This window comes from Neobacillus sp. YIM B06451 (genome assembly GCF_032667185.1).
Lineage (GTDB): Bacteria > Bacillota > Bacilli > Bacillales > Cytobacillaceae > Bacillus_D.
Genome location: NZ_JAVFKJ010000001.1, coordinates 512,042 through 535,556 on the forward strand (window position 1 = coordinate 512,042; position 23,515 = coordinate 535,556).

The 23,515-nt window shown below is 42.3% G+C and carries 18 protein-coding genes and 1 pseudogene; 11 read left to right on the plus strand and 8 right to left on the minus strand.

Features of this window, described 5'->3' with window-relative positions; all coding sequences use genetic code 11:
• Nucleotides 1-108: 108 nt before the first annotated feature.
• From RB160_RS02400 to RB160_RS02430, 7 genes and pseudogenes are all read left to right on the plus strand, one after another.
• Nucleotides 109-1,722 carry a glutathione ABC transporter substrate-binding protein gene (locus tag RB160_RS02400; protein ID WP_316568601.1) on the plus strand — a complete coding sequence of 538 codons (1,614 nt, stop codon included), beginning with the start codon at nt 109-111 and terminating at the stop codon, nt 1,720-1,722.
• 167 nt (nt 1,723-1,889) lie between these two features.
• Nucleotides 1,890-2,813, plus strand: a complete 924-nt coding sequence (gene nikB / locus RB160_RS02405; protein ID WP_316568602.1) for a nickel ABC transporter permease — start codon at nt 1,890-1,892, stop codon at nt 2,811-2,813.
• Between the two features lie 18 nt (nt 2,814-2,831).
• Complete coding sequence (locus tag RB160_RS02410) at nt 2,832-4,388, plus strand: ABC transporter permease subunit (RefSeq protein ID WP_316568603.1); 1,557 nt, start codon at nt 2,832-2,834, stop codon at nt 4,386-4,388.
• Between the two features lie 10 nt (nt 4,389-4,398).
• Nucleotides 4,399-5,370: an ABC transporter ATP-binding protein gene (locus tag RB160_RS02415; protein ID WP_316568604.1), complete on the plus strand. Its 972-nt coding sequence runs from the start codon at nt 4,399-4,401 to the stop codon at nt 5,368-5,370.
• 13 nt (nt 5,371-5,383) lie between these two features.
• Entirely contained in the window at nt 5,384-6,370 is a 987-nt protein-coding gene (locus tag RB160_RS02420) for an ABC transporter ATP-binding protein (protein ID WP_316568605.1), read from the plus strand.
• Between the two features lie 21 nt (nt 6,371-6,391).
• Entirely contained in the window at nt 6,392-7,585 is a 1,194-nt protein-coding gene (locus tag RB160_RS02425) for a M20 family metallopeptidase (RefSeq protein ID WP_316568606.1), read from the plus strand.
• Nucleotides 7,586-7,936: 351 nt separating this feature from the next.
• Nucleotides 7,937-8,367: pseudogene (locus RB160_RS02430) on the plus strand (electron transfer flavoprotein subunit alpha/FixB family protein); the annotation flags it as partial.
• Nucleotides 8,368-8,876: 509 nt separating this feature from the next.
• Here the strand turns inward: RB160_RS02430 and RB160_RS02435 are convergent.
• Nucleotides 8,877-9,527, minus strand: a complete 651-nt coding sequence (locus RB160_RS02435; RefSeq protein WP_316568607.1) for a GDSL-type esterase/lipase family protein — start codon at nt 9,525-9,527, stop codon at nt 8,877-8,879.
• Nucleotides 9,528-10,095: 568 nt separating this feature from the next.
• Between RB160_RS02435 and ftsZ the strand changes: the two genes are divergently transcribed.
• On the plus strand, nt 10,096-11,373 hold the full coding sequence (ftsZ, locus tag RB160_RS02440) for a cell division protein FtsZ (protein WP_316568608.1): 1,278 nt from the start codon (nt 10,096-10,098) through the stop codon (nt 11,371-11,373).
• A 275-nt stretch (nt 11,374-11,648) separates the two neighbouring features.
• Nucleotides 11,649-13,697, plus strand: a complete 2,049-nt coding sequence (locus RB160_RS02445) for a glycoside hydrolase family 3 protein (RefSeq protein ID WP_316568609.1) — start codon at nt 11,649-11,651, stop codon at nt 13,695-13,697.
• A gap of 99 nt (nt 13,698-13,796) precedes the next feature.
• On the opposite strand, the gene RB160_RS02450 is transcribed toward RB160_RS02445, so the two are convergent.
• A complete protein-coding gene (locus tag RB160_RS02450) occupies nt 13,797-14,741 on the minus strand; it encodes an LCP family protein (protein WP_316568610.1) in 945 nt (314 codons plus the stop codon).
• A 603-nt stretch (nt 14,742-15,344) separates the two neighbouring features.
• Between RB160_RS02450 and RB160_RS02455 the strand changes: the two genes are divergently transcribed.
• A complete protein-coding gene (locus RB160_RS02455; protein ID WP_316568611.1) occupies nt 15,345-16,493 on the plus strand; it encodes a saccharopine dehydrogenase family protein in 1,149 nt (382 codons plus the stop codon).
• A gap of 88 nt (nt 16,494-16,581) precedes the next feature.
• On the opposite strand, the gene RB160_RS02460 is transcribed toward RB160_RS02455, so the two are convergent.
• Entirely contained in the window at nt 16,582-17,418 is an 837-nt protein-coding gene (locus tag RB160_RS02460; RefSeq protein WP_316568612.1) for a polysaccharide deacetylase family protein, read from the minus strand.
• A 151-nt stretch (nt 17,419-17,569) separates the two neighbouring features.
• Between RB160_RS02460 and RB160_RS02465 the strand changes: the two genes are divergently transcribed.
• Nucleotides 17,570-18,823, plus strand: coding sequence for a putative glycoside hydrolase (locus RB160_RS02465; protein ID WP_316568613.1), 1,254 nt, complete (start codon nt 17,570-17,572; stop codon nt 18,821-18,823).
• A 131-nt stretch (nt 18,824-18,954) separates the two neighbouring features.
• On the opposite strand, the gene RB160_RS02470 is transcribed toward RB160_RS02465, so the two are convergent.
• Genes RB160_RS02470 through pxpB form a run of 5 tightly spaced genes read right to left on the minus strand, consistent with a single transcriptional unit; the run spans nt 18,955 to nt 23,505 of the window.
• Nucleotides 18,955-19,731: a putative hydro-lyase gene (locus RB160_RS02470; RefSeq protein ID WP_316569048.1), complete on the minus strand. Its 777-nt coding sequence runs from the start codon at nt 19,729-19,731 to the stop codon at nt 18,955-18,957.
• Nucleotides 19,732-19,769: 38 nt separating this feature from the next.
• Nucleotides 19,770-20,960, minus strand: coding sequence for an NRAMP family divalent metal transporter (locus tag RB160_RS02475; protein WP_316568614.1), 1,191 nt, complete (start codon nt 20,958-20,960; stop codon nt 19,770-19,772).
• A 46-nt stretch (nt 20,961-21,006) separates the two neighbouring features.
• Nucleotides 21,007-21,777: a LamB/YcsF family protein gene (locus RB160_RS02480; RefSeq protein ID WP_316568615.1), complete on the minus strand. Its 771-nt coding sequence runs from the start codon at nt 21,775-21,777 to the stop codon at nt 21,007-21,009.
• A gap of 13 nt (nt 21,778-21,790) precedes the next feature.
• Entirely contained in the window at nt 21,791-22,792 is a 1,002-nt protein-coding gene (locus tag RB160_RS02485) for a 5-oxoprolinase subunit C family protein (protein ID WP_316568616.1), read from the minus strand.
• Entirely contained in the window at nt 22,789-23,505 is a 717-nt protein-coding gene (gene pxpB, locus RB160_RS02490) for a 5-oxoprolinase subunit PxpB (protein ID WP_396954661.1), read from the minus strand. Before pxpB ends, RB160_RS02485 begins: the two co-directional genes overlap by 4 nt.
• Between the last annotated feature and the right edge of the window lie 10 nt (nt 23,506-23,515).

Sequence of the window (23,515 nt, forward strand, 5' to 3'; positions counted from 1 at the left end):
CACTAAAATGATAGGGTTTTTAGTCGTTAAAAATTTTGGCACACTTCTTGCATATAACTTTTATTGAATAAAGAATGAAAAATAAACTGCGGTTTAGGGGGAATGAGAATGAAAGCTTTAAAACAGAAAAAATTAAGTAGGATGATTTTTCTTTTGCTGATTGCGATGTCTGTCTTGGTTGGGTGTACGAAGGATAACTCCACACAAACCAATTCAAACCAGAATGAACCAAAGAAAACCGAGGAACAAGCTAAAGAAAGGAATAAGGAACTTGTTGTTGTACTGGAGGCAGAACCTACCTCATTAGACCCGCAAAACTCTACCGATGGGAATTCAGGCAGTGTCCAGGAACCTATTTTTGAGGGATTATTGACTTTCGATACAGAAATGAAGTTAGTACCGGCACTCGCCAGGAACTATTCCTTCAACGAAGAGGCCACAGCCATTACGTTTGAATTAAAAGAAGGTGTCACATTCCATGATGGAACGCCATTTAATGCAGAAGTTGTAAAAGAGAACCTTGATTTTGTTCGTAACGAAAAAAATGGACTTGCTAGAGCGGGCTTTTTCGAATTTATAAGCGAAGTAGTTGTAGATAGCGAATACAAGGTAACAATCAAATCAAAAGAACCTAATTCTGCCATGGCTGCCTATATGGCACACACTGCTGCTACATTTAAATCGGCAGAAGAAATCAAAAAGAAACAAGCAGATGCTAACTATAACTTAGATCGTAATCCTGTCGGAACAGGTCCCTTTCAATTCGTCGAATGGCGTGATGGCGTTCATGTGAAATTAAAAGCATCCAATAACTATTGGGATAAGGAAAATAAACCTAAACTTTCCGGGATTGTCTATAAACCAGTAACCGAAGCAAATACACGTGTAAACATGTTAAAAACAGGTGAAGCAGATGTGGTTACTAAGCTTCCAACGCAAAATGTAAAAGAATTGTCGGATACAGAAGGAATTGATGTTTTCACAGGACCATCTTTAAATGTTTTTTATGTTGGTATGAGCCTGAAGCATGAGAAGTACAAGGATGTACGTGTCAGACAAGCCTTGAATTACGCTGTCAATAAGGATCAGCTAATCTCACAAGTCAATGATGGCTATGGAGTTGTGGCAGATTCTGCTATTGCACCCGGTGTCGCTGGATATGCCAAACAGGAAGCATATGAATATGACCTTGAGAAGGCAAAGCAATTGCTGGCAGAGGCTGGATATGAAAAAGGATTTAAAGCTACCCTTTGGACAAGAAAGGAAACTGAGTTTATTGCTGTAGCGGAAAACGTGGCCATTCAATTAAAAGCGGCAGGTATTGAAGTGGAAGTTCAGGCATTTGAAAGCGGAACATTATTTGATAAGCTTGACAATAATCAGGGAACCGATCTTTGGATTGGAAGATGGTCTCCAAGTACTGGGGAAGCGGATTGGGGATTACGGCCAAACTTTGGTTCAGACCGTGTACCGCCAAACTATAATAACTCTGGATTCTATCAAAATAAAGAAGTTGATCAATTGCTGAAAAAAGCATTACAGGCCCCTACAGAAGATGGCCGTCAAGAAAATTATGCAAAGATACAAGGCATTGTCTATAAAGAAGCACCATGGATTTTCTTATATGTGCCAGAAAACGCGGTTGCCAAACGCAATAACGTGGATAATGTAACCATTCTACCTTCGGACGATGTTCGGGTAACTGGAGCAGAAAAGAAATAAATTGGTGCTTAACAGGTTGAAAGTTTTGATGGAAACGACGGCTTTCACTGATTTCTTAGTAGAAAGCCGTTTTTTCTATTACATATTAGGAAAAATTCATTATTTTAATAGACTGTTCCGTTTAAAATAGGACATTAACCTTCGGGATTGGAAAGCAGGTGGGAAAAATGTTGACGTTTACCATTCGGAGAATTATAGGTATGATTCCTATTCTATTTATTATTTCCATACTCTCCTTCTTGTTTGTACATTTGTCCCCGGGAGACCCAGTCCGGATTATGTATGGTGCTGAAATTAGCCAGGCAGCCTATGAGTCGTTAAAGGAAAAGATGGGGCTAAATGATCCTTTGTACATACAATATGGACGATATATGAATGATATTCTCGTTCATGGTGATTTTGGGGTCTCTTACCGGACAAAAACAGGGGTATCCGATGAAATTATGCGGCGTTTTGGGTATACTCTGGTCCTGACTTTCGTAAGTATGATTTGGGCCATCGTGATTGGAATCGTTGTAGGAATCATCTCTGCAACGAAAAGGAACTCACTCCTTGATCGGGCTGGAATGATTTCCACTGTAACGGCCATAAGTGTTCCGGAATTTTGGCTTGGGATCATGCTCATGCAGATATTTGCTGTTCAGCTTGGCTGGTTTCCTACGAGTGGAACAGGGACAATAGGCCATCTCATTCTGCCATCGATAACTTTAGGATTTGGGGTGGCAGCCATTATTGCGCGTTTTACCAGGTCAAGTTTGCTTGAAGTTTTAAATGAGGACTTTGTACGTACAGCCAGGGCAAAAGGGCAAAAAGAATCTTTCATTGTATGGGTTCATGTGCTTCGCAACGCACTCATTCCTGTTGTGACGATGACTGGCTTACAGTTTGGATTTTTACTGGGTGGATCTGTTGTGGTGGAGCAAGTTTTTTCATGGCCTGGTCTTGGTTCTTATTTGATTGATTCCATTTTGTCCCGGGATTATCCAGTAACACAAGCTCTAATCTTTTTATTTTCGATACAATTCCTTGTTGTTAATTTACTTGTTGATTTAAGCTATGGCTTATTGAACCCGCAAATCCGGTTAAAGTAGGGGAGGCTGACAGAAACGATGGAAAAGCAAAGTAAAAAGGCAATATCCCCTTTTCGTACATTTATAAATAAGCTCTTAAAACAGCGTATGGTTGTTATCTCATTCTATATGGTGTTTTTGATTGTCTTGATTGGGTTATTTGGTCCTTTATTCGCGCCATACGATCCCGATCGCCCAGTTCTAGAACAGTATTCCGAAAAGGGAATAAAAATAGATGAAGCCTCAACCATACAAGTACCGATTCTAGCGAAAATGTCCGATGGCAGTATGGTAGCTGGAAATAGCCTTCCTGAATTAACAGTAAAAAGTGAGGAACGCCGTATTGCTACTGCACGTGAGAGGAATGGACAAATTCAAGTAAGTGCAAATGGAGAGGGAACCACAGCTGTTGTTCTATCGAATGGAGATGTTTCTGCGGTCATACAAATTAATGTTGGAAAGCAGAAGAATGAACCGATCCTATCCAGGATTGAAGCTGGAAATTTTGAGAATGTACTTGAATTAGGGGATACAAAAGAAATTGAATTATCTGGATTTCTTTCAAATGGAAAGGAATTATCTAAAAATGATTTGTTTAAAATGATACAGCAAAAAGAGGATGGAGAGAAAAAAGATAAACCAGATTCTTCTGGATTCAATGCCGCACCTAGTAGTGCAAAAACAGATGACGCTGGCTCACTATTTGAATCAGTTGAACCAGAAATAGTAAGTGTATCAAAGGATGGATTGGTTACCCCGCTTAAAGAAGGGGAGGGAGCCATCAGAGTGTCGATTGGTTCTGTTTCAACGATTATTCCGGTTTCGGTTGGAGGAGGATTTTCAGTAAAGCAAGTCGTCGAAATTTTACCGGAGGAAAGTCAGATTAGTTTAAGTAATTTATCAAAGCATCAACCTCCATCCTCCAGACACTGGTTCGGCACAGACCATCAGAATCGCGATATTTTCAGCCGGATTCTCGTTGGTACAGCGGATACATTGTTAATAGGGTTCGTTTCTGTTGCGATAGGGGCAGTTATTGGTACCTTCTTGGGATTGTTAGCTGGATATTATGGACGGTGGATCGATGTATTGATTACTAGATTTACAGATATCTTACTTGCGTTTCCCGGGATTCTTTTGGCTATCGCAGTAATTGCTCTATTAGGACCGGGAATCACAAATATCATATTTGCAGTAGCATTTTTTACAGTTCCGACATTTGTTCGAATTGTACGGGGCAGCACGTTGGCATTAAAGGAAAAAACCTATGTTGAGGCCGCTCAGTCTATAGGTGTACAGGATTCGGTTATCATTTTCCGGCATATTTTTCCGGGGACAGTATCTGTTGTTCTCGTTTACTTTACCATGCGTGTAGGGATTGCCATTTTAATAGGTGCATCCTTAAGCTTCCTTGGGCTTGGCGGCGACATTACTGCACCTGAATGGGGAGCCATGCTGAGTTCTGCAAAGGATAACAGCATCAATGTATTTCATCCAACATTTTTTCCCGGGATTGCCATTGTGCTTACTGCACTTAGCTTTAATATTCTTGGTGATGGGTTACGGGATGCTTTGGATCCAAAGCTAAAGGATTAGGGGGAGCATCATGAAAAATAAAGTACTAGAAGTGAAAGACTTGCAAATTGATATCATGAAGGACAAACAGCCAACTTCGGTTGTTAATAACATCTCCTTCCACGTTTTTGAAGGTGAAACCCTTGGTGTAGTTGGAGAATCCGGGTGTGGTAAAAGTTTGACATCCCTTTCGATCATGAGGCTTCTTGCTAGTCCTCCTGTACAAGTGGGCAATGGAGAAATTCTTTTTAATGGAGAAGATCTTCTCAAACTAGATGGTGAAAAAATGCGTGGTATACGCGGTAACCAAATTTCCATGATTTTTCAGGAGCCGATGACGAGCTTGAATCCTGTTTTTACAATTGGTAAACAAATTGATGAGGTTTTATTAATACATGAACCGATTTCAAAAAAGCTGGCAAAGCAGCGTTCGATCGAGATGTTAACAATGGTAGGCATCCCCAGGGCAGAACAAATTTATTCAAGCTACCCCTACCAATTATCAGGTGGAATGAGACAGCGTGTCATGATCGCTATCGCACTGGCATGTAAGCCTAAACTTCTTATTGCAGACGAGCCAACAACTGCGTTGGATGTCACCATACAAGCACAAATATTGGACTTAATGAAAAAACTTAAGGAAGAAACAAACAATTCTATTATGTTCATCACCCATGACCTGGGAGTCGTTGCGGAAATGTGTGATCGTGTCATCGTCATGTATTCGGGTGAAATTGTGGAGGAATCTGACGTTGATTCGCTTTTTAACGATCCAAAGCATCCTTACACGATAGGATTGCTTTCTTCTACGCCAAATATAAAGGAAAAGAGCACACGGCTTTTTTCTATCAAAGGCCAGGTGCCTACTCCTGGGTCAGTGAAAGAAGGGTGCCCGTTTGCTTCCAGATGTCGAGTAGTGATGGAAAAATGTTTAACAGTCAATCCGCCACTTATCGATGTGGGTGAAAATCACAAATCCAGATGCTGGCTTAATGTTAACTAGGGGGAGTTCTTATATGACAGAGACAGTTGACCTTTTGAAAATTGAAGAAATGAAGGTACACTTCCCAATTAAAAGCGGTGTTTTCAACAATAAAATAAATTACGTTAAGGCTGTCGATGGCATTTCGTTTACAGTCAAAAAAGGGGAATCCTTCGGCATAGTTGGAGAATCAGGCTGTGGAAAGTCTACTGCCAGCAGAGCTGTCCTTCAACTAATTAGGCCAACTTCCGGGAAGATCTATTTTAAAAACGCGGAATTAACTTCTTTACCGAAAAAACAGTTAAGAAATTTACGTAAAAATATTCAGATGGTATTCCAGGATCCATATGATTCATTGAATCCAAGATTAACAGTGGCAGAAATTTTGGATGAACCTTTAAAGGCCCATAAAATTGGATCCAAAGAGGAACGTAGAAATAAAATAATAGAAATTATGGATGTATGTGGACTTAATCGGGAGTACATTCATCGATACGCTCATGAATTTTCAGGCGGGCAGAGGCAGCGTATTGGAATTGCAAGGGCGCTTATCTTGAAGCCGGAACTAGTAGTTGCCGATGAGCCAGTTTCTGCCCTGGATGTTTCGATTCAATCCCAAATTTTAAATCTCATGATGGATTTACAGGAAACCTTAAACCTCACTTATTTATTTATTTCACATGACTTAAGTGTCGTTCGTCACTTTTGTGACCGGGTTGGGGTGATGTATTTGGGAAGAATGGCGGAGTTGGCAGAAACAAACTCACTTTTTGAAAACCCCTTACATCCATATACAAAGTCTCTATTATCGGCAATTCCCATTTCAAACCCGAGAGAAAAGAGGGAACGGATCTCATTGCAAGGGGATGTCCCGTCACCCGTTGATCCGCCGATAGGATGCGCATTTTCTAGCCGATGCCCTGAGGTTATGGATATTTGCAGGACTTCAAGGCCTGCTATGAAAGAAGCAAGACCAGATCATTATGTAGCATGTCATCTTTATACAGAGAAAAGAGGATGAATAAGAATGGGAGTGCATGTTATGTCAAAAGAATTGATCTTTGCGTTTATAGAAGAAAATAAAGAGGAATTTATAAGTCTTAGTCGAAAAATATGGGAAAATCCGGAGCTCGGCCACAAAGAATTTAAAGCGTGTAAATGGCTAACAAATGAACTCAAAAAACACAATTTTGAAGTGGAGTTAGGGACAGGCGGACTAGAAACTGGATTCAGAGGTGTCTACGATTCAAAATTACCAGGACCAACCGTTGCCTATCTTTGTGAGTATGATGCTTTACCTGAAATCGGTCATGCATGTGGGCATAACTTGATAGGAGTTATGAGTCTTGCAGCAGGAATCAGCCTAAGTAAAGTGATTAAGGAAACAGGTGGGAAGGTCATTGTATTTGGTACACCTGCTGAAGAAACAAGCGGGGCAAAAGTAACATATGCCGAGCAAGGGTTATTTGATACAGTAGATGTAGCCCTTATGGCTCATCCTTCTCAAAACCATGAAAGAAGTGGAACATCCAAAGCAATGGATGCTATTCAATTTGATTTTTATGGAAAATCTGCCCATGCTGCCTCACACCCTGAAGATGGAGTGAATGCTTTGGACGCCGTGATACAAACATTTACAAACATCAATGCACTTAGGCAACAAACAACTGATGACGCACGTATACACGGTATTATAAGCCATGGTGGTGTTGCTCCAAATATCATAGTAGATCGGGCGCAAGCACAATTTTATGTACGTACAAAACAAATGGAAACATTAGTCCCATTAGTTGAAAGAGTCATAAACTGTGCAAAAGGAGCTGCTCTTGCAACTGGATGCCGATTGGAAGTATCGAGACACGAATTTAGTTATGCGAATTTGATTACGAATGAAACACTTTCAAATGTATATAATGATAATTTAATAAAACTAGGTGTGATAGAAGAAGAAATTAAAACCGGATTAAAACATGGTTCAAATGACATGGGGAATGTAAGTCATAAGGTTCCTTCCATTCACCCTTATATAAAAGTTCCAAATGCCCCCTATCCGGTTCATACAACGGAGTTCAGAGAAGCTGCAGGAAGTGAAGATGGAATGAAGACACTCATCCTAGGAGCAAAAACACTGGCAGCAACAGGATATGACATCTTAACAAAGAAAGAATTACTGGAAAAGATCAAGGAAGAATTTGAAACTACTCGCGGAAATGAACCATTCCAAGCAATTTTGTAGGTTTTTATGAGGGGGTAATGCACCGCATCCATTATTAATAAATCGGGGCAACACTTAATAGATACAGGAGTAGAATGAGGGTTAATAAAATATAAAAAAGCAGCGCAAAATCCGCTGCTTTCTGTTTATCGTAGTCATGCGTAAAGTTAAACGGAGTTTATTTGGATTATATGTAATTGTTAACTTGAGAAAGGCTCGCTGGAGCTTATTCTAAAGTAAAGACTACTTCCTAAAAATAGGAGGTAGTCTTTTTTGGTTAAATTCAGGTTAAACCAGAACTCAGGGCTTGCTGCTGCGCTAGCAACTTATTTTCTTAATCATTAAATTATAAATTATATTCAGAAAATACCTATGAAAGAAACCGTAAAGAAAGTAAGAATCGACGAAGCGGACATTATTGTTGCAGGCGGAAAAGGACTGGGGAGCTTCGAGGGATTTCAGTTAATACACCAATTGGCGGAAACTGTTGGAGGAGCTGTTGGTGCCAGCAGGGATGTGGTGGAAGAGGGGTGGATCGACCACGCCCATCAAGTAGGGCAAACCGGTGTGACGGTAACGCCTAAAATTTATTTTACGATTGGAATTTCCGGTGCGATTCAACATATTGTTGGAATGAAAAATTCTGGTTTGGTCATTGCCATAAATAAGGACAAAGAAGCCCCACTTTTCAGAACTGTCATTATGGAATTGTTGGCGATGCCTTTGAAATAGTTCCTATACTAATTGAACCGTTTAAAACGGCTTTATCCAGAGAAAAGGTAATCAATACCAGGGGAAGTTGATTTAATATTGGCGTATCGTTAGTTTGGCAGACATTCTGAGTAAAGAACTAAAAATTATTGGTGCCAGCCGTAATACACAGAAACTATCGTAAGTGTCGCTGATCATCATTTGAGATGAGCTTCTAAAAGAACTTTGTAACAGCCATTGCTGCCTATAAAACTATTAAGGTCTTGGTAGGTGCAAGAAATAATTAAAACAGTAAAATAAGTAGGAGTGAGTAAAAGAAAAATAGGATAATCATCTATGCTCGAAATGAAACAGGGGATGAGATCTTTACATTCCCTGTTGTATATTTTGGTGCCATGCTTGGTGCCCAAATTTTTAAAATTACAAATCAGCGAGAATCATCAGAAAGCAAGAAACCTTGATTTATCAGTATTTTCGGGTACATGAATCGGGTTAAACCCCAACATCAAAGGAGGTTTTCTTATGGCTAAACTAAGGAAAGGGAAAGGGGATATACATTTATATTGTAAAACGGAACTATTAAATATATTCGAACAAGCTTTTATAAATGGTCATAACCCAATTGGTAAGCAGCCTCAGCCATCAAACGATAACCATTTGGGTTAGGGTGGACCCCATCAAGCGAAAGCAGTTCGTTTTGCCGGCCAGAAAAAGAATGATAGACATCTACAATCCCAATATGAGGCTTCTTCGAAATCGTTTCAAGATGGGCGTTGAAATCCTGGATCCATCTGTCCGCTTCCGGAATCTTCGGGAAGGGATTGTATAGATTTACAAGCCTAATTATATAAAAATTGTCTGTTGGCAATTTTACTGAGTGAATCTTATCAAGTATTTTGCCAATGTTGGCAGTGCTTTCGTCAAGTGCCTTTATTAAGACCTGAGTGTCAAATGTAGCTAAAAAGACTTCAGCCGCATCTATCAAATCATTGCCACCTGCAGTAATTGTAATGATATCGGCACTGGCAACATTAACCGCTACTTTGGGCCATGAGAAGAATTGCAATATTTCTCTTGAAGTGGCTCCAGTTTTTGCAAAAATATTGACATCGATTCGGCGGTTCAGTGCGTGTTCCGACAATGCTTTATACCGCCGAACAAATGAAGAATACGGAAAAAGGGCAGAACCGACACCTACAGTCAATGAATCTCCCAAGGCAGTATATTGCAGGGCTCGTTTACCTTTTGACAAGACAATCACCTCCAAAGCAAACAGGGTTGTTCTATATCATATGAGCGCGAAACTAGTATGATTGGGCAAAGAGAGCTATAACTCTAGTCTTAAAAATAATTTGGCCTTGCAAAAAGTGAAACTTAAATTTTGGTTAAATAGAATTAAAAAATCCTTAATCGGTAACTCCGCATAACTTGCCACGAAATGTCGGAATGTTGATTTCGGTTCCTTTTATTCTTAGCTTATTCTTGGAAGCTTTCCTTATCGCTCAGTTTCGACCAGTATAAGACGCTCCAGAATAGGGGAGCTTTTTTCTGTTTTCGCTAAAGCCTACCCAAAAGACATGAGGTTACGTTCCGGGTATTGTACACGCCTCCATTGTTAACTCGTCAGATTCCTGTTATCTGTAAACTCCTGCCAAGTCGCCAATGCATCACCCCTAAGAATAATGACACTTTATTACTGTAAAATTACATTTCTCTAACAAATCGCAGGAATAGGCAAAGTTTCCATGACTGTGTCGAATTATATATGTATAGTGAAAAAATAAGGCCAATAACTGAAGCTTAGTAGGGGGACTATACATATGCTAGAATTTGAAACCAATATCGATCAATTTGCCAGTATAAAAGTAATTGGGGTTGGCGGCGGCGGAAATAATGCCGTGAACCGGATGATTGAGGATGGGGTGCAGGGAGTGGAGTTCATTGCCGTGAACACTGATGCCCAGGCTCTCAACATGTCAAAAGCGGAGGTCACGATGCAAATCGGCGGTTCGTTGACCAAGGGGCTGGGGGCAGGTGCCAATCCTGAAATCGGCAGAAAGGCTGTCGAGGAAAGCAGGCAGCAGATCAAGGATGCCCTTCAAGGAGCGGACATGGTGTTTGTAACAGCCGGAATGGGCGGCGGAACCGGAACCGGAGCTGCGCCGGAGATTGCCAAAATCGCGCGCGAACTTGGCGCACTTACAATTGGAGTAGTGACTCGTCCGTTCACTTTTGAAGGCCGCAAGAGGGCACAAAATGCAGCAGCCGGAATTGAAGAAATGAAGAAAGCTGTTAATACCTTAATCATTATTCCAAACGAGCGATTGCTGGAAATTGTCGACAAGAGAACGCCGATGATTGAAGCCTTCCGCGAGGCGGACAATGTCCTCAGGCAAGGGGTCCAGGGCATTTCCGACTTGATTGCCGTGCCAGGCATGATTAACCTGGACTTTGCTGACGTGAAAACGATCATGTCCCACAATGGAACCGCGCTTATGGGCATTGGAGTAGCTTCTGGCGAAAACCGTGCTGCAGAAGCTGCCAAAAAGGCCATCTCCTCGCCGCTCCTTGAAACAAGCATCAATGGCGCGAAAGGAGTACTGATGAACATCACAGGCGGCATGAACCTCAGTTTATTTGAAGTCCAGGAAGCGGCCGATATTGTGGCGGCAGCAACAGATGAAGAGCTTAACATGATTTTTGGATCGGTCATCAATGAAAACCTGGAAAAAGAAATCATGGTGACCGTGATTGCAACCGGATTCGATCATGCTGAAGAGAAAGCTCCTCCGTCAAAGACATCACGCCATACTGGAGACATGATTACCAATTCCCGTGAGCAATACCAGGCTCAGTTAAGACAGCGAGAGACAGTAGCCCCTGTAGAATCGGGATATTATGGCCAAGAACAAAACTACAGACAATCCGGCAACTACAGCCAAGACCAAAGCTACAGCCAGTCTGGTAGGTATAGCCAATCCGAAAACTACAGCCAGCCGCCAGTCTACGAAGAGCCGGCGAATTACGAACAGGCTACCCACCAGCAAGACGACTCGCTTGAAATCCCAGCGTTTTTCCGGAAGCGAAATAGAGGGTAGTAAACTCGACCTGTACGCCATTCAGTAAGGACTTTGATATGATTGACTGGCTGTACGGATAAGAAAAGCTAGGGCGTAAATGCTGAAAAGGTTTGCAGCTAATTTAAAAATCTTGTTGAAGCAAGGATATTTTCCTTGCTTCTTTTCTATTTGGACGGGGTTGAAAGTAAAAATCCACTAAACTTACATTTTTTTATTTTTTTGGGATGAATTATCTGCTTAAAAGAGACAGTAAAAAAGGTGGATACTATTTCTCAAAAAAGGAAGTGTTTGTAATGGATTTAATACTTAAGAAAATAATTTCTTCCTCTTTAGTTGCTTTTTTAACGTTTTCTTTATTTGTTCCGCAGGTGGGTGCGGAAAAAAGACAACAAACGGCGCAGCCTGTAATCGATGCTAGAGCTAAAAAAACATTAACGGTTGAGGGAAAGACCTTTAAGGATTTAAACGGGAATGGACAGCTAGACCCTTATGAAAACTGGCAGCTTTCCGACGATGAACGGGCGCGGGACTTGATTTCTAAAATGACATTAGAGGAGAAGGCGGGTCTGCTGGTAATTCCCGAGTTTCCTAAGTTCCAGGAAGGGAAGCTGGTCCTCCCGAATAAGATGATTAACCAGACTACCCGTTATTTTATTTTCCGTGAATTCCCGAGCGCGGATGTGATTGCAGGTTACAATAATCAGATTCAGGAAGCGGCGGAGGCTACAAGATTAGGAATTCCGGCCGTGATTATTTCAAATCCTCGGAATCATCCGGCCAATGTCCCAAATTTGGAGACTGCTGGGCAATTTTCTTACTGGCCGGATCCTTTGGGCCTGGCAGCTACACGCGATTTGAATCTGATTTCGGAATTTGCGAGAATTTCCGGAAGAGAATTCAGGGCTTCAGGTATACGTAAACTATATGGGTACTCAGCAGATGTATCGACCGATCCAGAATGGCCAAGGATTGATGAAACCTTTGGTGAAGATCCAAGAATTATTTCAGATATCATTTTTAGAATTGTTAAAGGGTATCAGGGTGATATCCTTAATGAAAACAGTGTATCCACCACTGTTAGGCATTTTCCGGGCGGAGGAGCGCGTGAAGAAGGGAAGGATCCCCATTTTGAAGAAGGCCAATATAATATTTATCCGACAAAAGGCAGTCTTGTGAGGTACCATATTCCGCCTTTTCGGGCAGCGATTGAAGCCGATGCAACGTCAATCATGCCTTATTACGCGTATCCAAGTAATAAAAGTGCGGAGCAGGGCCTGCCACACTTTAGTCCACAACAACAGTTTGAAGAAGTTGGCTTCGCATTGAACAGAAGTTTTATTACCGACTACCTTCGCGGCCAGCTGGGATTCCTCGGCTATGTCAACTCGGATACAAGTGCTGTCGTTGAGAGAGCATGGGGAGCTCTAGATTTGCCAATCGAACAACGGTTTGCGAAAGCATTGAACGCAGGAACGAATATTTTCTCCGGTGTTGCAAATCCAACTCCAATTATTACGGCGGTTAACCAAGGTTTGGTAAGTGTAGATAGAGTAAACCGGTCTGCAACCTATTTGGTGACTGAAATGATGAAGCTGGGCCTTTTTGAAAATCCCTATGTAGATCCGAAGAATGCCCTTAACGTTGCGAATGACCCTACTTCACAAGAACGTGCTGATTTGGCGCATCGCAAGTCCGTTGTCTTAATGAGGAATGACAACAATTTATTGCCGTTAACGGATGAAAAAATCAGAGGGATAAGGCTTTATGTGGAAATGTTTCCTGGAGGAACGAATGGAGCCGCCACACAAAGGCTTAGAGAAACAATCCAAAACTACGATAAGAGTATTACGTTAACAGACAATCTGGAGAACGCAACCCATGCTCTTATCTGGATTATGCCGAAGCAAGACATATTAAAACGTTTCCCTCAGCTGTTAATCGGGCCTGAAACTGAGGTCAGCCAAATTGACAGGATTAATCAAATACAAAAGAGGGTTCCAACGATTACCGCAATCAACTTGAGAAGCCCATGGATGCTCAATAATGTTGAGCCGAATGCCACATCGTTTATTGGTACTTTTGGAACGAAGCCAGAAGCATTAATCGATGTCATCCGCGGCAGATTTAACCCTGTTGGGAAACTTCCTTTTACGATGCCAGCCAACCAGCAGGCAGTCGACAATGAAGTAGGGGATATCCCAGGATTCAGGGAAGATCCGTCCTATGTTTACCGTGCGAAAAGCGGGGATGCGTATATTTATAATTTCGGCCTCTCCTATAATACGGCAAGGAATGAGCGGAAAGGCTTTTTCGATAAAATGAAGGATTTTTTTGGACAATAAATCGAGTAAATCCTTACGTTGAAAAACCGCACAAGTCATCTTTGACTTGTGCGGTTTATAGCCGTCAAAAAGTGGTCGCTAGAGGTTTCGAAAATATAATCAAGAATTACTTTCTTCTTTTCCCAAAAATTTATTAAGAGCTGCTTTATTTTGTTCCAAATCCACTTCTAGGACTTCTCCAATTCCTTCATGGCGTTCATTTGTAAAACTGCCATCTTCCGGGATTCGGAGTGTTTGTATTTTTCCACTTTCATTCGTCATCATGTCTTTTCCAATCGTCAAAAGTGTAGCAGTGTCAATGTCTGTATCTATGTATGTATGTAAAACGTCTAATAGATCAGGAAGCTTTGCGACACTTTGAATGCTTACTGCTTCATCCTTTAATTTTGTGACCACTTCTTGCTGTCTTTGCACACGGCCGAAGTCACTTAACCGATCTTGGCGGAAACGGACATATCCTAACAGTTCTTTACCATTAAGTCGTTGATTCCCTTCCTCTAAAGTCATTCCGATTCCATCAGACATTTCATAGGGGATGTCTACTTCAATTCCATCCGGAATGAGGAGGTCAACAGCTTTTTCGAATCCTTTAAAATCGACAATCGCATAGTGATGAATATCCACTCCAAAATTTAATTGAATGGTTTTCCTTAATAGTTCAGGTCCTCCAATTGCGTAAGCAGCATTTAATTTATGCTCTCCATGTTCAGGTATGGTTACATACATATCACGCATTAGCGAAATAAGTTTTGCTTGTTGGGTATCGGGATTATAGTGAGCTACCATTATGGTATCCGTCCTAGCTTGTTTTTCACCTCGGGAATCACTTCCCAGCAAAAGAACATTTACCGCGTCTTTTTTGATTTTCTCTCCTTGAAACGAATGCTTTGCTTCAACTTTTTTGAATGGTTGATTAACCTTTTTTACCGTTCCTTCTATAAACTGAAACACAGTAAAAAGACCAACAAAAAAAATACTAAATAGAAGAAGGGCAGTAGTTACTCTTATCCATCTTATCTTTTTTCTCTTTCGTGTTTCTAACATACTTGCACCACCTAGAATAATAAAAAATCAACTATTAAAATCAACTATTGGCTGATCCTCAGTTTTTAATAGAGTGAATCAGAAACTGAAAGGGTTGCCATCTTTTTAACTAGAGATAAATATTATCCCATAATAATATTTCAAATGATGGGATATTGGATTACAATTGTTTATTATTTTGTTAACAGTCTTTTCGTTTCGACACTTGTGACCTCCTTTGCGTATGTTGGGGCAAAACCCAGCATAAGCGAAGGAGGTTTTTGTTTTGGCTGAACATGGACGATATAAAAGGGGTCAAGACAAATCCTGAGTTTCGTTATTTCAACAGAAAATTGTTGCAACGCGTAAAGGAAGTGGGGATTGGAATGGCACCGTTTTGGCTCCTAGAGAGGTGTGAAATGGAACCAAAACTGTATTGGTACCGTTTTTCATGTACCGGAAGCCTAACTCCAGTAAATGATGATTACATCTTTTTTTGGTTGAAGTGTACTTAGTAATGAGGATTTTCAATATTTATAAATAAGAAAACTATAAAACCATAAATATGGACATTCCATTCGTATTGGGGGAATCCATACGAATTTTTTGAAAGGAAGGTGTAATATGAAAGTTGCTGTATTAGGGTCTGGATTAATGGGGAAAGAAGCAGCCCGTGATTTAGTGCAAAGTGGTGGAGTAGAGGCGGTTGGATTGGCAGATATTGATTTAGGGCGAGCGCAACAAGTCTGCAACCAAATTCAATCATCGAAATTAAAAGCGTTTTCCGTTGATGCTGGGAACTACGACGAGTTGGCATATTTTATTAGCCAATATGATGTCGTTGTAAATGCGCTATTTTATACCTTTAATGAGACGGTTGCGAAAGCGGCTATTGCAACCGGGGTAAGTTCTGTTGACCTTGGCGGGCATATCGGTAATATTACGGATCGCGTGTTGGAGTTGAATGAAGAAGCCGTGGCAGGTCATTCGACGATTATCCCTGATTTGGGTGTTGCCCCAGGTATGATAAATATTTTGGCCGGCTACGGTGCAAGCAAGCTCGATCATGTGAAGTCCATTAAGATGTATGTTGGGGGGATTCCTGCAAGGCCTGAACCCCCGCTTGAATATAATCATGTTTTTTCAATGGAAGGATTACTCGATCATTATACCGATCCTTCATTTATCATTCGAAATGGGGTAAAGTTAGAAGTACCATCACTTTCAGAGATAGAAAAAATCTACTTTGAAAAATTTGGTCCGCTGGAAGCATTTCATACGTCGGGTGGAACCTCCACATTACCTCATTCATACCCATATTTAGATGAATTGGAGTATAAAACGATCCGCTACCCTGGCCATGCCGAAAAATTCAAATTGCTGGTTGATCTTAACCTTACCCGTAAAGATTATGAAGTGGATATTAAAGGGCAGCAGGTGAAGCCCAGAGATGTCTTGTTAAAGGTTCTTGCCCCGATCGTGGACTTAAAGGACAAAGATGATGTAGTATTGCTTCGCGTCATCGTCTCAGGAGAGAAAAAGGGTCTGAAAACGTCGTACGAATATGAAATGACGACGTTTAAAGACCGTACAAATAATGTAACAGCGATGGCACGGGCTACCGCAAACACCGTTTCCGTTGTAGCTCAAATGATTGGCAATGGAACGATAGCCAAAAAAGGGGTCCACCCACCGGAGCAGATCGTGCCCGGAAAAGAATACATCGAAGAAATGGCAAAAAGAAATATAATCATCACAGAAAACAAGAAATAGGATAACATTTCCCGATCCTTCCTGCTATATTGAGGAAGGGCTTTTCTTTAACCTTGGAAGCTATATAGAATCCTCGCTTGCTATTCTATTATTTTACCTTTTTAGGGACCTCAATTAAATCGGGGTCAGCGATGGAATATCCTTTGGACTGCAGCCCTTTGACGATATCCTCAAGCGCATTCTTCGTCCACTCGCGGTCATGCATCAAAAGGTTTGCCCCGTTTGTGAGGAATGGGCTGCCGACCATGATTTCAGCCAAGGAATCGGGGTTCTTGTATTGCTTCTCCCAGTCATAGCCATATGTCCAATTCATCAGCAGCATGCCTTCCTGAGCGGCAATCTCCTTGGAATAATCCGTATTTATGCCGAATGGGGCCCTAAAAAAGGCAGGAGAAACACCGGTAATTTCTTTTACCCGTTCATTCAGGCTGACGATTTCCTGCTTCTGTTCCTCTTCTGAAATATTTGTCAAGGTTGGGTGCGAATATGTATGGTTGCCAATGGCAAAGCCCATTTCATGGATCTTTTTCAATCTTTCCTCTTCTTCGGGAGTGTCAAGAAAGTGCCCATTCACGAAAAAAATCGCCTTAACGCCAAGCCTGTTGAGAATCTCAGCCATTTCAAGCGAATGCTTGTCTGGGGCATCGTCGATTGTGAGCAGGACATTTTTTTCTTCTGAGCCATCCAGCCGTTCGATGACCCAATTGGCCTCATTCAGCTTGTAGACTGGCTGGGTTTCTTCTGCAGTTTCCTCAGTGATCTTTTCATTAGGCTCATCTGTTTCCTGAGGTTTTTCTACTTTTTCCGTTTCCGTCGTTTCCGCTGGGGGTATAGTTTCTGTGACTCGAGATTCATTGCTTTGCTTCGTTCCGCTGCATGCAAAAAGCATGGTAGCGGCAAATAAAACGGGAATAAATAATTTCATGCTGATTCCTCCATTATGCTGATTCTACTATCTGCATACCCACTGGAAAAGGGGGAAACCCAAATTTCTTAAATTTCTCAGCGAAATTCGAAAAATTATCGAGTTTCGTCTTTATTATAGATAAAAGACTTACTAGAGGAGACATCACGAAATGAACTACAAAACTCTTATTATTTTATTGATTGCTTTCCTGTTAATAGGATGCAGCAATCAGGAAAAAAGTGCTGGCCAGCCACCGCCAACGGAAAGTAAGTCCGAAAAACCAGAAGGAGAACCTGCTGAAAAGCCCAAGCCTGATAGTAAATCATCTGAAAAGCCTGAGCCTGAAGGTTCAACCGAAAAACCTGAGCCTGAAGGTTTTAAGTCACCATTTTCTTTTGAGTACCCGGAAGATGGGGTAAAAGGAATCTATGTGACCGGGCCGACTGTGAGCGTTTCAAGATTCGATGATCTTCTGAAGCTTGTCGAAACGACGGAATTGAACAGTATGGTCATCGATATCAAAGATGATTTTGGTTTACTGCAATATAAGCCCGAAAAAGGATCCAAATTTGAAGAGATTGGCCGTAATTACATAAAAGATCCTGGCAAACTATTAAAAACCTTGGAAGAAAAAAAGATTTACCCGATCGCCCGCGTGGTGGTCTTTAAGGACAACCACCTTGCAACCAAGAGGCCGGACCTTAGTTTTTCAGAAAATGGTCAAGTGTGGAAAAACGGGCGAGGCGAAAGCTTTGTCAATCCGTTTATGAAGGAAGTATGGGAATATAACGTTGAAATTGCCAAGGAAGCAGCCAAAATGGGCTTCAAAGACATCCAGTTCGATTATGTCCGTTTCCCGGAAGGTTTCGAAACAAGGGATAGCACGCTTACGTATTCACAGGGAGATTACAGTAAAGTGGAAAAAGAAAATGTTCAAAAAAGAGTTGATGCGGTAACTGATTTTGTTGCCTATGCCAAGAAAGAACTTGAGCCTTACAATGTAGATGTCTCGGTTGATATTTTCGGCTACTCGGCCACTCTTCCGGAGGCTCCGGGAATCGGGCAGAACTTTTCCAAAATCTCTGCCAATGTGGATGCCATCTCCAGCATGATTTATCCGAGCCACTGGACGAGCTATTTCGGGATTGAAAAGCCTGACCTGCAGCCGTATGAAATCATCAATGAGTACGCCAAGCATGAAAATAAGGTACTGGATGCATTGGAAAAACGCCCAATCTCAAGGCCGTGGATACAGGATTTCACCGCAAGCTATCTAGGAAAAGGTAACTATAAAACTTACGGGAAAGCCGAAGTTGAAGCCCAAATCCGTGCTTTGAATGAAAATGGAATCGACGAATTCCTTCTTTGGAATGCATCCAACCGCTATACAAAGGGAGTTGACTATACACCCCTTACACCTTAATAATTGTTAGCGGATTCGGAACGATTATAAGAGCAATAGATTGAGGGGAAAAAGACTCGCCACATCAACGGCGAGTCTTTTTCTTTGCTCAATTAAAGCTCCGTTTATATCGAATGTAAATATTACAAGGGTTAAAATATACTAAATTGTTCATTTTTTAGATCAGTCACAAACATATGACCGGGGGCATGTGTAATCATAATCTCTGGTTTCATATGTATGGCAACAGCCTGAGGTGTCACACCACATGCCCAGAAGACAGGAATCTCACCATCCTTTATCGTTACGCTGTCACCGAAATCCGGAGAATCGATATCCTCAATCCCAATGGCAGCCGGATTGCCGATATGAATTGGGGCTCCATGTACAGAAGGGAACCGGCTTGTGACCTGGATTGCCCGAATGGCATCCTTTTCTGTCATTGGTCGCATGCTGACAACGGTAGGGCCTTCAAATCTGCCAGCTTTAACTGTTGGAATGTTCGTCTTGTACATGGGGACATTCCGTCCCTCTTCCACATGGCGGATTGGGATTCCGTTTCTTAAAAGGGCTTCTTCAAATGTAAAGCTGCAGCCGATTAGAAAACCAACCATGGAATCATCCCATAGTGCTGATACGTCTAATAATTCTTCGGTAAAGACCCCATTTCGGTAGACGCGGTATTTCGGGATATCGGTCCTTAAATCAGCATCAGGCGCTGAAAGGGCTGGGACCCCGGACCCTGGCATAGTGACATCAATGATTGGGCAAGGCTTTGGATTCCTTTGGCAAAACAAAAGAAATTCAAACGCTAAATCCTTTGGAAGCACAGCCAGATTTGCCTGGATATAACCGGGTGCTAAACCGGAAGTAGGTTTTATCCACTCGTGTGCACGGATTTTTTCACGTATAGCTTGTGGAGTCATCATTCCTATTGTGCTTTCCATAAAAGAACCTCGTTTCCTACTTATTTAAATAGCTGAGGTATTCCGTTAACCAGTGAATATCCACCCATAATCGCCATTGCAATGACGATGACAACCCCAAAAATCGTCATCGAGAGAGGTTGTTTATAGTCACCAACAATTTTTGGCCTGTAGGCAGCGATCAGCATTACACCTAATGCAATAGGTAAAATAAGACCATTAAGGGATCCGACGAGTACAAGAATTTTAACAGGTCTTCCAATAATCACGAAAACAAGGGTGGAAATCGCAATAAAGGCGACGATTGTCCATTTATGATACTTATCGACCGTCTTGCTTAATGTCTGGATGAACGATACGGACGTATAGGCAGCACCGACAACAGAGGTAACCGCAGCAGCCCACATGACGACACCGAAGATTTTGTATCCGACGTTTCCGGCAGCCAGTTTAAACACAGAGGCTGGGGGATTGGCTGGATCAATTGCAAGACCCTGTGCCACTATTCCTAGCGCAGCGAGGAACAGGAAAATCCTCATAATTGAAGCGATACCTATAGCACTTACGGCACTTTTGGTCACTTCTGGCAATGATTCTTTTCCTTTAATCCCGGCATCTAGCAAGCGGTGCCCTCCGGCAAATGTGATATATCCTCCCACGGTTCCGCCGACTAGGGTGACAATGGCAAGAAGGTCAATTTTATCAGGAACAAAGGTCTTTACGACAGCTTCCCCAACAGGAGGCTGGGCTGTAAACATCACATAAACAGTAAGGGCAATCATGACAAATCCCATGATCTGGGCGAAACGGTCCATGGCTTTCCCGGCTTCACGTACAAGGAAAATACCAATCGCTATAATTCCGCTGAGAAGAGCTCCCATTTCTGTTGACCAGCCAAATAGAACATTGACACCAAGTCCCGCTCCGGCGATATTTCCAATGTTAAAAGCAAGTCCTCCGGCAACGATAAGGGCCGCCAGGAAATAACCAAGGCCGGGAAGAACATCATTGGCAATATCCTGGGCGCGTTTTTCTGAAATAGCTATAATCCTCCATATATTCATCTGGGCCCCAATATCAATAATAATGGAAATTAAAATGACAAATCCGAAGCTGGCAAGAAGGGACTGTGTAAAAACGGTTGTCTGAGTAAGGAACCCCGGGCCGATTGCTGATGTTGCCATTAGGAACGCGGCACCCATTAGAATACTGGCAGTTGATTTTTTTTGCATATGAACCCCCTAAATTTTATTGGCCTACTAGCAGGCCAAATTTTCATTATTTTAAAAAGCTGCCTATTGAAGCAATTGTGATACCATTTTGCTTTAATGCTGAGGTGATATACCTTGCAAAATCAAGGGCGCTTTCACCGTCGCCGTGAATACAAACTGTATCAGCCTTTATTGAAATATCGTGGCCCTGCTGTGAAGACACCTTGCCCTCCTTTACCATTCGGATCACCTGGCTAACCGCAGTTTCATGGTCCTTGATTAAAGCATTGGGCTCACGCCTTGATGTCAAAGAACCATCTTCCTGATAGGTGCGATCGGAAAAAACTTCACTCGCACTCCGAAGGCCCAGTCTTTGACCCGCTTTTACCAGTTCACTACCTGCAAGGCCGAAAAAGACAAGCTCCGGATTGACCTTGTATACCGCCTCAGCAATGGCCTCCGCAAGTCCAGCATTTTTTGCAGCCATGTTAAACAAAGCACCATGAGGTTTAACATGCTGAACTTTGCCGCCTTCCGCTTTTACAAAGGCACTCAGAGCTCCGATTTGGTAGACTACCAGGTCGTATGCTTCCTGAGGAGAGATGTTCATTTCTCTTCTTCCGAATCCAGCAAGGTCCGGAAGGCCAGGGTGGACGCCGATCCCTACATTTTTCTCGATTGCTAGTTTTACAGTTTTCCTCATCGTTGCAGGGTCGCCGGCATGAAACCCGCAGGCGATGTTGGCGGACGTTACATAATCGAGGATTTCCGCATCCCTTCCGAGTGTATATGTACCAAAGCTTTCTCCCATGTCACAGTTAATATCAACAATTGGCATTTGCTTTTTCCTCCTATTTAAATTTTAAAATAATCCCATTTTTGAGCTGCTTTAGGTTTTCCTCTCTTTCAAGGAAAAGAAGCTGGGCTTCTTCGTGTGTCACATTTTTAAAGGTGATGTAATCCCCAGGCTTTGCTTGGGCAATCAGGGGTAAATCAACTGAAGCAATCTGTGCAATTTTCGGATAGCCACCTGTAGTCTGCCGGTCGGCCAGAAGTACAATCGGGTTTCCTTCAGCAGGCACCTGGATGGACCCGAAACTTACGGCCTCTGAAATCAGTTCCTCTGGAACCTCAAGCCGTAAGAGAGGGCCTTTCAGCCGATATCCCATTCGATCTGATTGAGGGGAAACTTCAAACCTGTCACTAAAAATTCTTCGTTTGCTTTCCTCATCGAAGAGATGATATTGCTTGCCTTTCATGACGCGAATTGGCATGTCCTTTTGGTGAATTGGAATTAATTTCGATGTTATTGACCAATCCATTTCCGCAAAAGGCTTATCCCCGGTTAGATCCTCTAAGTTTCCCATCATGGTTGTTGAAAGGTCTCCTGGCTTGGCCAATCGTATGACGTCTCCTGGTTTTAAAGCACGGCCTTCATAACCCCCAATTCCCGCCCTTAAGTAAGTGGATTTACTATTCAAGACTTCCTGGACGGCTATACCTCCGGCCACGGCAAGATACACTCTGGTTCCAGCTACCGCTGGCCCAAATCGAAGTTCACTGTCTTTTTTTACAAAAATAGTTCGCCATGACCTCACGGGAAGACGATTAATAGATGGGGAAAGGTCTCCTCCACAAATGGAAATCAAGCAATCCTTTTCAAATCGTAATACTGGTCCGAGCAGGGTTATTTCAAGAGTAGGTTCGTTCTCCTCGTTGCCTACCAGTATATTAGCAACCCGGTGAGCGATCTGGTCCATCACTCCGCTTGCTATCACCCCGTATTTTTGGTATCCATAACGGCCCATATCCTGAACGCTTGTAAGGAGGCCTGGTTTTACTACAGTGATCATGTTCGATCTCCTCCAAGCCTTTTATATTCTTCAATGCTAATCGGAATAAATTTAATCTTATCGCCGGCTCTTAAGAGGGTGGGCGGCTCTTCTTCCGGACGAAACAGTTCTACAGGCGTCCGGCCGATCAACTGCCAGCCGCCTGGCGTTTCAATCGGATATACCCCTGTTTGTTTGCCAGCAATTCCGACGGTTCTCGGAGGAATTTTTAATCTGGGACTATCCCTGCGTGGCGTGGCTATTTTTTCCGACATGCCTCCGATAAACGGGAAGCCTGGAGCAAAGCCAATCATAAAAACCGTGTAGTCTCCAGTGGAATGTATGTGGATTACTTCTTCTTGGGAAAGACCGTTATGCTTTGCAACAAACGGGAGATCCGGGCCCATTTCCCCTCCATAGCAAACCGGAATTTCGACCGTCCGCTGCATGGTTTCTTCGGTTGAAGGCATTTTGCCCAATAATTTCTTTAGCTGGATACAGACAATATCATATGGCAATTTGGATATGCCTCTAAACTTAGAGATGACCTCGACCGGGTCGTAAAACACCGTGACAGTCGTGAAGGCGGGTATGTATTCAATCATCCAGGATTCCAAGTTTCTATCTAGAAATGAGGTAACTAGCTGGACCTTTCGCTGTGTTTCTTCATTGATATCTTTTCCAAGCTCTATGACGACTGCCTGGTCTCCTAGAGGATGGAAAATGAACGTCAGGTTTTCTTCC